Genomic DNA, 7,772 nt, shown 5'->3' with positions numbered 1-7,772 from the left:
CAGCTCGCGCAGGAAGACCGTCTCGCGCTTCTGGTTCGGCAGCTCGATGCCGATGGCGTTGCGGCCGAGCACCACCGCGACGCGGGCCGAGACCGCCGACATCGAGCGGGCGATGTCGTCGGCGAGGCCGATCACGCGCGAGGACTTGGTGCCCGGAGCGGGCTCCAGCTCGTAGAGCGTGACGACCGGGCCCGGCCGCACGTTGATGATCTCGCCGCGGACGCCGAAATCCTCCAGCGTCGATTCGAGCAGCGTCGCGTTCTGCTCCAGGGCATCCTTCGAGACCGTCGCGACTTGCTTCCTCGGCTCGGAGAGGAGCGGAAGCGGCGGCATCTCGTAGCCTGCCGCCCCGTGGGAGCGGGCCGCCGGCGCGGGGGCGCGCGGGGCGACCTGCGCGGGCAGGTGGACGGCCGCGCGGCCCGGCGCCGCGGCAGGCATCGGCGCGGCGCGGTGCAAGGGAGCCGGGGAGGGAGCCGGCGCGCGGACCGGGGCGGCCATGCGGATCTGCGAAGGCGCCGGCGCGGCCGCGCGTTGCGGCGGGGACGGAGGAAGATCATTCTCCTCCATCTCGTCCTTTTCGTCCTGCCTGTCGTCCCGGCAGCCGAACGGGGTGGCGACATCCTCGGGCATGGCGCCGGGGCCGCGCCGCTCGTAGCCGTCGAGATCGCCGGGCTCGGGAACCCGCACGGGAGGCGCGACGCCGCGCAGGCGAGAGGCGGGACCGCGCAGCGGCGGAGTATAGAGAATCTCGCGCTCGGCCGAAGCGCGCATCGCGGGCTCGGCGGCGGGCGCCGGCATCGGCGCCGGGACGGGCATCGGAACCCGGACCGGGGCCGGCATCGGAACGGCGACGGGCGCGCGGGACGGCTCGCGGAACGGCGCATCCGCCACCGGCGGGGCCGGACGGTCGAAGCGATCGAGCCGGTCGAAGCGGTCGTGCTGATCGGAGCGGTCGGCGGGCCGGAGCGGAGCGCTCGCCGCGGCGCGGGCCGCGATCCGGCGCTGGAGCGCGGCTTTCGCGCTGATGAGGCCATGGGCCATGCCGCCGAGCCAGATGATGGCGAGGCTCGGCTCGTCGTCCCGGCCCGTCTCCTCCCTGTCCTGCGCGCGCTCGGGCGGCGGCGAGAAGGGATCGCTCTTGGCGCGGCGCAGGCCGCAGGCCCCCAGGAGGCTCGAGGCGGCCACCGCCCCGAAGATCAGTCCGGCCACCGCGACGCCGAGGCCGCCGCCGACGGTGCGCGCCGCCCCGAGCAGCGCATCCCCCGCCACCCCGCCAAGGCCGGTCGGAAGCGGCCAGGCGGCGGTCGAAGGCAGCGCGCTCGCGAAGGCCGCGAGCGCCCAGATGCCGACGGCCCAGAGCGTGAGGCGCAGCCCGGCCCGGCGCATGGTTCCCTCCCGGATCAGCCGGATGCCCCAGACGGCCGGGACGAAGGCCGCCGCCGCGGCCCCGAGGCCGAAGATCTGGATGAGGAGGTCGGAGAGCACCGCGCCGGGCGCCCCGAGGAGATTGCGGACCGCCCTCCCCGTGGCGTGGTTGAGGCTGGGATCCTTGACCGACCAGGTGATCAGCGAGAGCGACAACGCCACGGCCGCCCCGAACAGGACGAGGCCCAGCCCCTCCACGCAGCGTCTCTTGGAGAAGGCGAGGATCGCATCCGACAAACGCTCGAGGGGGGACTCGTGACGACGCAACGTATGCATGGACCAACCGCAACGCTCGGAACCGGCCTTAACGCTAGAAGAGGCGAGTTAAGGCGCCGCTAACCGTCCGCGCGGGGCGCGCCCTACCCCTTGAATTCCTTGTTCCAGAACTCAAGCATCGCGCCGCGCTCCTTCTGCATTGCCTCGTAGTCGATGGGGCGCAGCCGCGCTCGCCGCGCCTCCTCCATGCCGATCTCCTTCGCGAGATCGGGCGGCAATTCGGCGTCCCTCACGGTCGGCATGTAGCCGAGCTTCTCCGAGAAGGCGACCTGCACCTTGGGGTCGAGCATCGCGTTCAGGTACTTCCAGGCGGCATCCTTGGCTCGCGCGTTCCTGGGCACGCCGGCCTCGAAGAGCAGCGGAAAGGTGCCCTCCCGCGGCACGGACCAGGCGACCGGAATGCCCGCCCGGCGCCACAGGAAGCCGCGGGCCTGCCACATGAAGGTGATCCAGATCTCCTCCGCCTTCAGCGCCGCGCCGAGCGCCTCGTTCGAGGGAAAGGTCCTGACGTCGTTCGCCTTGAGATCGAGCAGGGCCTTGCGGCCCGGCGCGAAATCGTCGGACTGCCCGCCCACCCCCATGTTCATGGCGGCGATGTTGAAATTGTAGAGGACGTCGGAAAAGCCGATGCGCCCGGCATAGGCCGGATTGAACAGGTCGATCCAGGAGGTGGGAGGAGACGCGATCTTGCCCGGATTATAGAGCACGGCCATGACCGAGTAGAGATGGGGGATCGTGGTCTGGTTCTTGAGGATCGCCAGCACCTCGCTCGTCCGGGGCACGGCCTCGCCGGGCACCGCCTCCAGGACGCCGAGATCCGTCAGGATGAAGGAATCGACGTCGTTCAGGCAGGCGACGTCGATGCTGGAGCGAGCCTCGCCCTTCTCCGCGATCAGCTTGGCCCGGCGTGGATCGTTGTTCGAGATGTCCTGCGTCACGTTGATGCCGAGCGGCTTCATCAGCGGCTCGTCGATCATCGATTGCAGCAGGGCGCCGTAATCGCCGCCCCAGGTCCCGACGATCAGGTCGGTCGATTGCGCCCGGCCCGCGCGGGGCAGCATCGCGGCCCCGACGGCGGCCCCGGCTCCGGCAATGGCGCGACGGCGCGTGATCGACATGACGTTCCCCAACCCTTCCGCCGCTCGGGCGAGCGGCGGCGAACCGAGACAGAGCCTATCGTCGCGCCGCCCGGCCGGAGCAAGAGGCTGGGGCGAAGAACCGCGACCCTCTCCTCCGTAACGCTCCGTTAACCCTCCTGGCGGCCTAAAGGGCCTGGCGGGGGCGCGGAGCGCCGGTTCGGGCCCTCATGGAGGCTTCTCCGCCCAAGTGCTCTTACTTTCGACAGAATTTTCGGTGATCTGGAGGCCGTCTCCGCAACGCCCGATGGACATCAGGCGGCCGTTTCCGGCCGCGACATGAGGAATTCGACCCGCGATGAACCCCGCTGACGCGATGGCGGCCATTCCCGCGCCCGACTTCTCCCTCTGGGGGCTGTTCTGGAGCGCGCATATCGTCGTCAAGCTGGTGATGATCGGCCTGCTCTCGGCCTCGATCTGGTGCTGGGCCATCATCATCGACAAGTCGCTGCTCTTCCGCCGCACCAAGGCCGCCAACGACAAGTTCGAGGACACGATCTGGTCCGGCACCTCGCTGGAGGAGCTGTATCGCGAGCACCAGGAGAATCCGGGCTCGGGCCTCGCCGCCATCTTCGTCGCGGCCATGCGCGAGTGGAAGCGCAGCTTCGAGGGCTCGGGGCGGCAGATCGCGAGCCTCGCCCAGCGCATCGACAAGGTGCTCGACGTCACCATCCAGCGCGAGGTCGAGCGGCTCGATTCGCGCCTGCTCTTCCTCGCCTCCATCGGCTCGGCCGGGCCCTATATCGGGCTCTTCGGCACCGTCTGGGGCATCATGAACGCCTTCACCTCCATCGCGGCCTCCAAGAACACGAGCCTCGCGGTCGTGGCGCCCGGCATCGCCGAGGCCCTGTTCGCGACGGCCATCGGCCTCTTCGCCGCCATCCCGGCCGTGCTCGCCTACAACAAGCTCCAGGCCGAGGTCGCCCGCCAGCAGGCGCAGATGGAGAGCTTCGCGGACGAGTTCTCGGCGATCCTGTCGCGGCAGATCGACGAGCGCCTGCCGCTGGTGGCCTGAGGGGGCGGCCATGGGCATGGTTCACGGAGCCGCCGGGGGCGGCGGCTCGCGCCGCAGGCGCCGGGGACGGCGCGCGGCGCCGATCAACGAGATCAACATGACGCCGTTCATCGACGTCATGCTGGTGCTGCTCATCATCTTCATGGTGGCCGCGCCCCTGATGACGGTGGGCGTGCCGCTCGACCTGCCGCAGACCAAGGCCGCGCAGCTCAACGTCGACCAGAAGCCGATCATGCTGTCGATCCGGCAGAACGGCCAGATCTTCCTCGACGAGACCTCGCTACGCGACGACGAGATCGTCCCGGCCATCGGCCAGCGGGCCAAGGGGCCGGACGAGCGCATCCTCGTGCGCGGCGACAAGCGCGTCGATTACGGCCGCGTGGCCCAGGTGATGGCCATCGTCACCCAGGGCGGCTTCCGCCGCGTCGCGCTCATCACCGAACCCGACCCGCATTGAGGCGCGCCTGCAATGCGGCTCAAACCCGATCGTCGCGCGCCCGGGCTCTGGCTGTCGGGCGTCGCGCACGCGGCCATCCTCGCGGCCGGGCTCATGGCCTTCGCGGCCGAGAAGCTGCCCGAGTCGCAGGAAGGCATTCCGGTCGAGATCCTGACCGACGCGCCGAGCGAGATTCCCAAAGGCGAGGCGCAGGCCGCCCAGGTGCAGTCCGATCCGCAGGAGCGGGCCGACCGCCAGGACGATACCCGCGTCGCGAACCTGCCCGGCACCTCGCAATCCGACACGCCGATTCCGCCGACGCGCCCGGTTGACCTGAAGGTCGCCGAGGAGGACACGGTGCCGCCTCCCACGCCGCCGTCGCGTCCCGACATCGAGAAGGCCGAGGCCGAGGCCGCGAAAGCCGCCGCCAAGGCGGAGGCGGCAGCCAAGGCCGAAGCCGCGGCGAAAGCCGCCGCAGCCAAGGCGGCCGCTGCGAAGGCGGCGGAAGCCGCCAAGGCCGCGGCGGCGAAAGCGGAAGCGATCAAGGCCGCCCAGCGGGCCGAGGCCGAGGAGCGCGCCGAGGCCGAGCGCGAGGCGGCGGAGGCCAAAGCGCAGGCAGAGGCCAAGGCCAAGGCGGAAGCCAAGGCGCACGCCGAGGCCAAGGCGCGGGCGGAGGCCAAGGCCCGCGCGGACGCGGAGGCGAAAGCCAGGGCCGAGGCCGAGGCCAAGGCCGCGCTCGAGAAGAAGCTCGCCGAGACGGAGGCCAAGGCCAAGGCCGAACAGGAAGCCCAGGCCAAGGCGGAGGAGAAGCGCCGCAAGCTCGCCGAGGCCAAGGCGCAGGCGGATGCCAAGGCGCGGGCCGAGGCGAAGGCGAAGGCCGCCGCCGAGGCGAGGGCGCGCCGCCAGGCGGCGCTCGCCGAGCGCTTCAATCCCGGCGACATCTCGCGCCTCGTCGGCACCGAGGCCCCGCAGGGCTCGGGCTCCAGCGCCCGCCAGGTCCAGCGCCTGGCCTCCCTCGGGGCGGCCTCGGGCCACGGCGCGCGCCTCAGCCCGAGCGAGCGCGACCAGATCGTCGGCATCATCAACGAGCAGCTTCATCGCTGCTGGCAGGTTCCGCTCGCGGCGGACGGCGCCGACAAGCCGCCGAACCCGGTGGTCAACGTGCTGATCGCGCCGGACGGCTCGCTCGCCGCGGCGCCGAGGGTGCAGAACTCCTCGAGCCACCGCCTTTTCCCGATCGTCGCCGAAGCGGCGGTGCGCGCGACGCGCCGCTGCACCCCGCTGCGCATCCCGGCGAAATTCGCCGCCGCCTATGACGTCTGGAAGAATCTGGCGGTGAGCTACAACGTCCGCGACTAAAGGCTGTCTTGAAACGGGCACGGTCCGGGCGAGGCTTCCGCACGCCCCTTGAGGTAACCGGGTTCGAGAACTCCCCACGATGATTCGGCGCGACGATGTCCGCGCCTTCCACAGGACGAGCAGGCTGGCTTCGATGTCGTCATCCAGGATCACGAGACGGACCGCACTTCTTCTGGGCGGGGCCCTGGCCGGAGCCGGCTCCGCGCTCGCGCCGGCGGCGAGGGCGGAACTGTTCATCGACGTGCGGCGCGGCAGCTTCCAGCCCAGCCCGATCGCGATCGCCGAATTCGGGGGCGAGGGCGAGCTGGGCGCGAAGGTCACCGGCATCATCGCGAGCAACCTCGCCCGCTCGGGCTATTTCACCGTCCTCGACCGCAGCCGCTTTCCCGAGAACCCCTCCTTCGACGCCGCGCCGAATTTCGGCGCGTGGCGGGGAACGGGGGTCCAGGGCCTCGTGACGGGCCGGGTGGCCCGCGACGCCTCCGGCCGCCTGCGGGCCGAGTTCCGGCTGTGGGACGTCACCTCCGGCCAGCAGCTCGTCGGCCAGCAATACGGCACCGACGCCAATTCCTGGCGGCGCGTGGCGCATATCATCTCCGACGCGGTCTATTCGAAGATCACCGGCGTCGGCGGCTTCTTCGACACGCGCATCGCCTTCGTCGACGAATCCGGCCCCAAGGAGCGCCGCCGCAAGCGCCTCGCCGTGATGGACCAGGACGGGGCCAATGTCCGCTACCTCACGCCCGGCGACAATTCCGTGGTCTCGCCGCGCTATTCGCCCGCGACGCAGGACATCGCCTACATGTCCCAGCCGCCGGGCCAGCAGCCGCGCGTCTCGATCATCAACCTCGAGACCGGCGCGCGCCACGTCGTCGGCGATTTCAGCGACATGTCCTCGAGCCCCCGCTTCTCGCCCAACGGGCGGCGGCTCCTGATCGCGCTCCAGGAGGGCGGCAATTCCAACATCTACGCGCTGGATCTCGGCTCGAAGGCGACGACGCGGCTGACCAATTCCTCCGCCATCGACACCTCGCCGTCCTATTCCCCCGACGGCAGCCAGATCGTCTTCGAATCCGACCGCGGCGGCAAGCAGCAGATCTACCTCATGGGGGCGGACGGCTCGGGCCAGCGGCGCATCTCCTTCGGCGACGGCGCCTATTCGCAGCCGGCCTGGTCGCCGCGCGGCGACCTCATCGCCTTCACCAAGCAGCGCCCGGGCGGCTTCGCCATCGGCGTGATGAAGCCGGACGGCTCGGGCGAGCGCATCCTGACGGAGGGCTACCACAACGAGGGGCCGACCTGGGCGCCGAATGGGCAATATCTCGTGATCTTCCGCGATCCGGGCGGCCAGTCGGGCGGCAAGCTCTACATGATCGACGTGACGGGCCGGGTGAACGTGGCGATCCCGACGCCCTCCTACGCCTCCGATCCGAGCTGGTCTCCGCTGCTCGGGGGCGGGCGCTGAGCCCGTGCGGCCGAGCACGGGCGGCCCGTTAGGAACCCCTTAACGCTGATTTCCGCTTTCACGCTCCGATAACCGTACGGCAATCGGAGTCACGCTTTGTGAAGGTTGACGCGGTTGGTCGGGCGCGGCGGCGCCCCCGGAGACCGCCTGTCGGGAGATCGTCATCATGACCAAGACCATGCCGGCCGCTCGGCGTGCGGCCTTCAAGATCGCGCTTGCGGCCTCGCTCGCGCTCGCGGCCGCGGCCTGCTCCTCGAACCCGGACCAGCTCGCCGGCGGCGCGGGAGGCCGCGGGGGGCCGGGCGGTGGCTATGGGGCGGGAGGCGGCGCCTCGACGCCCGGTTCGGCCCAGGATTTCGCGGTGAATGTGGGCGACCGGGTCTTCTTCGAATCCGATTCGTCCGACCTCACCTCCACCGCGACCGCGACGCTCGACCGCCAGGCCACCTGGCTCCAGCGCTATTCGAGCTACCGCTTCATCGTCGAGGGCCATGCCGACGAGCGCGGGACGCGCGAATACAACTATTCGCTCGGCGCCCGGCGCGCCCAGACCGTCCGCGACTATCTCGCCTCGCGGGGCATCGCCTCCTCGCGGATGCGCACGGTCTCCTACGGCAAGGAGCGCCCGGTCGCGGTCTGCAACGACATCTCGTGCTGGTC

Annotated in this window: 7 protein-coding genes; 5 read left to right on the top strand and 2 right to left on the bottom strand. The window is 70.9% G+C overall.

The genetic code is table 11. From position 1 onward, the window contains the following. On the bottom strand, positions 1-1,662 hold a 1,662-nt coding region (locus PKD06_RS17675), incomplete at its 3' end, for a DNA translocase FtsK 4TM domain-containing protein (protein WP_324382440.1). A gap of 122 nt (positions 1,663-1,784) precedes the next feature. Next, a complete protein-coding gene (locus PKD06_RS17670; protein WP_324382438.1) occupies positions 1,785-2,819 on the bottom strand; it encodes an extracellular solute-binding protein in 1,035 nt (344 codons plus the stop codon). Between the two features lie 316 nt (positions 2,820-3,135). Here PKD06_RS17670 and tolQ point away from each other — a divergent pair, with 316 nt between their 5' ends. The 5 genes from tolQ to PKD06_RS17645 all read left to right on the top strand — a co-directional run. After that, positions 3,136-3,852 (top strand): protein TolQ, encoded by a 717-nt coding sequence (gene tolQ / locus PKD06_RS17665; RefSeq protein WP_324382436.1) that lies wholly within the window; start codon positions 3,136-3,138, stop codon positions 3,850-3,852. 10 nt (positions 3,853-3,862) lie between these two features. Beyond that, entirely contained in the window at positions 3,863-4,309 is a 447-nt protein-coding gene (locus PKD06_RS17660; protein WP_324382434.1) for an ExbD/TolR family protein, read from the top strand. Between the two features lie 12 nt (positions 4,310-4,321). Further along, positions 4,322-5,647, top strand: a complete 1,326-nt coding sequence (tolA, locus tag PKD06_RS17655) for a cell envelope integrity protein TolA (RefSeq protein ID WP_324382432.1) — start codon at positions 4,322-4,324, stop codon at positions 5,645-5,647. Between the two features lie 133 nt (positions 5,648-5,780). Next, positions 5,781-7,112 (top strand): Tol-Pal system beta propeller repeat protein TolB, encoded by a 1,332-nt coding sequence (tolB, locus tag PKD06_RS17650; protein WP_324382430.1) that lies wholly within the window; start codon positions 5,781-5,783, stop codon positions 7,110-7,112. 166 nt (positions 7,113-7,278) lie between these two features. Continuing rightward, on the top strand, positions 7,279-7,772 hold a 494-nt coding region (locus tag PKD06_RS17645; RefSeq protein ID WP_324382428.1), incomplete at its 3' end, for an OmpA family protein.

Origin of the sequence: Enterovirga sp. (assembly GCF_035325185.1) — a bacterium.
Lineage (GTDB): Bacteria > Pseudomonadota > Alphaproteobacteria > Rhizobiales > Beijerinckiaceae > Enterovirga.
This window is presented reverse-complemented; position numbering and strand designations above follow the sequence as displayed.

What these genes read in the sequence shown, in the direction of transcription:
- PKD06_RS17670 (WP_324382438.1), bottom strand. Translation starts at nt 2,819, where the DNA reads ATGTCGATCACGCGCCGTCGCGCCATTGCCGGAGCCGGGGCCGCCGTC.
- tolB (WP_324382430.1), top strand. Translation starts at nt 5,781, where the DNA reads ATGTCGTCATCCAGGATCACGAGACGGACCGCACTTCTTCTGGGCGGG.
- PKD06_RS17660 (WP_324382434.1), top strand. Translation starts at nt 3,863, where the DNA reads ATGGGCATGGTTCACGGAGCCGCCGGGGGCGGCGGCTCGCGCCGCAGG.
- tolQ (WP_324382436.1), top strand. Translation starts at nt 3,136, where the DNA reads ATGAACCCCGCTGACGCGATGGCGGCCATTCCCGCGCCCGACTTCTCC.
- tolA (WP_324382432.1), top strand. Translation starts at nt 4,322, where the DNA reads ATGCGGCTCAAACCCGATCGTCGCGCGCCCGGGCTCTGGCTGTCGGGC.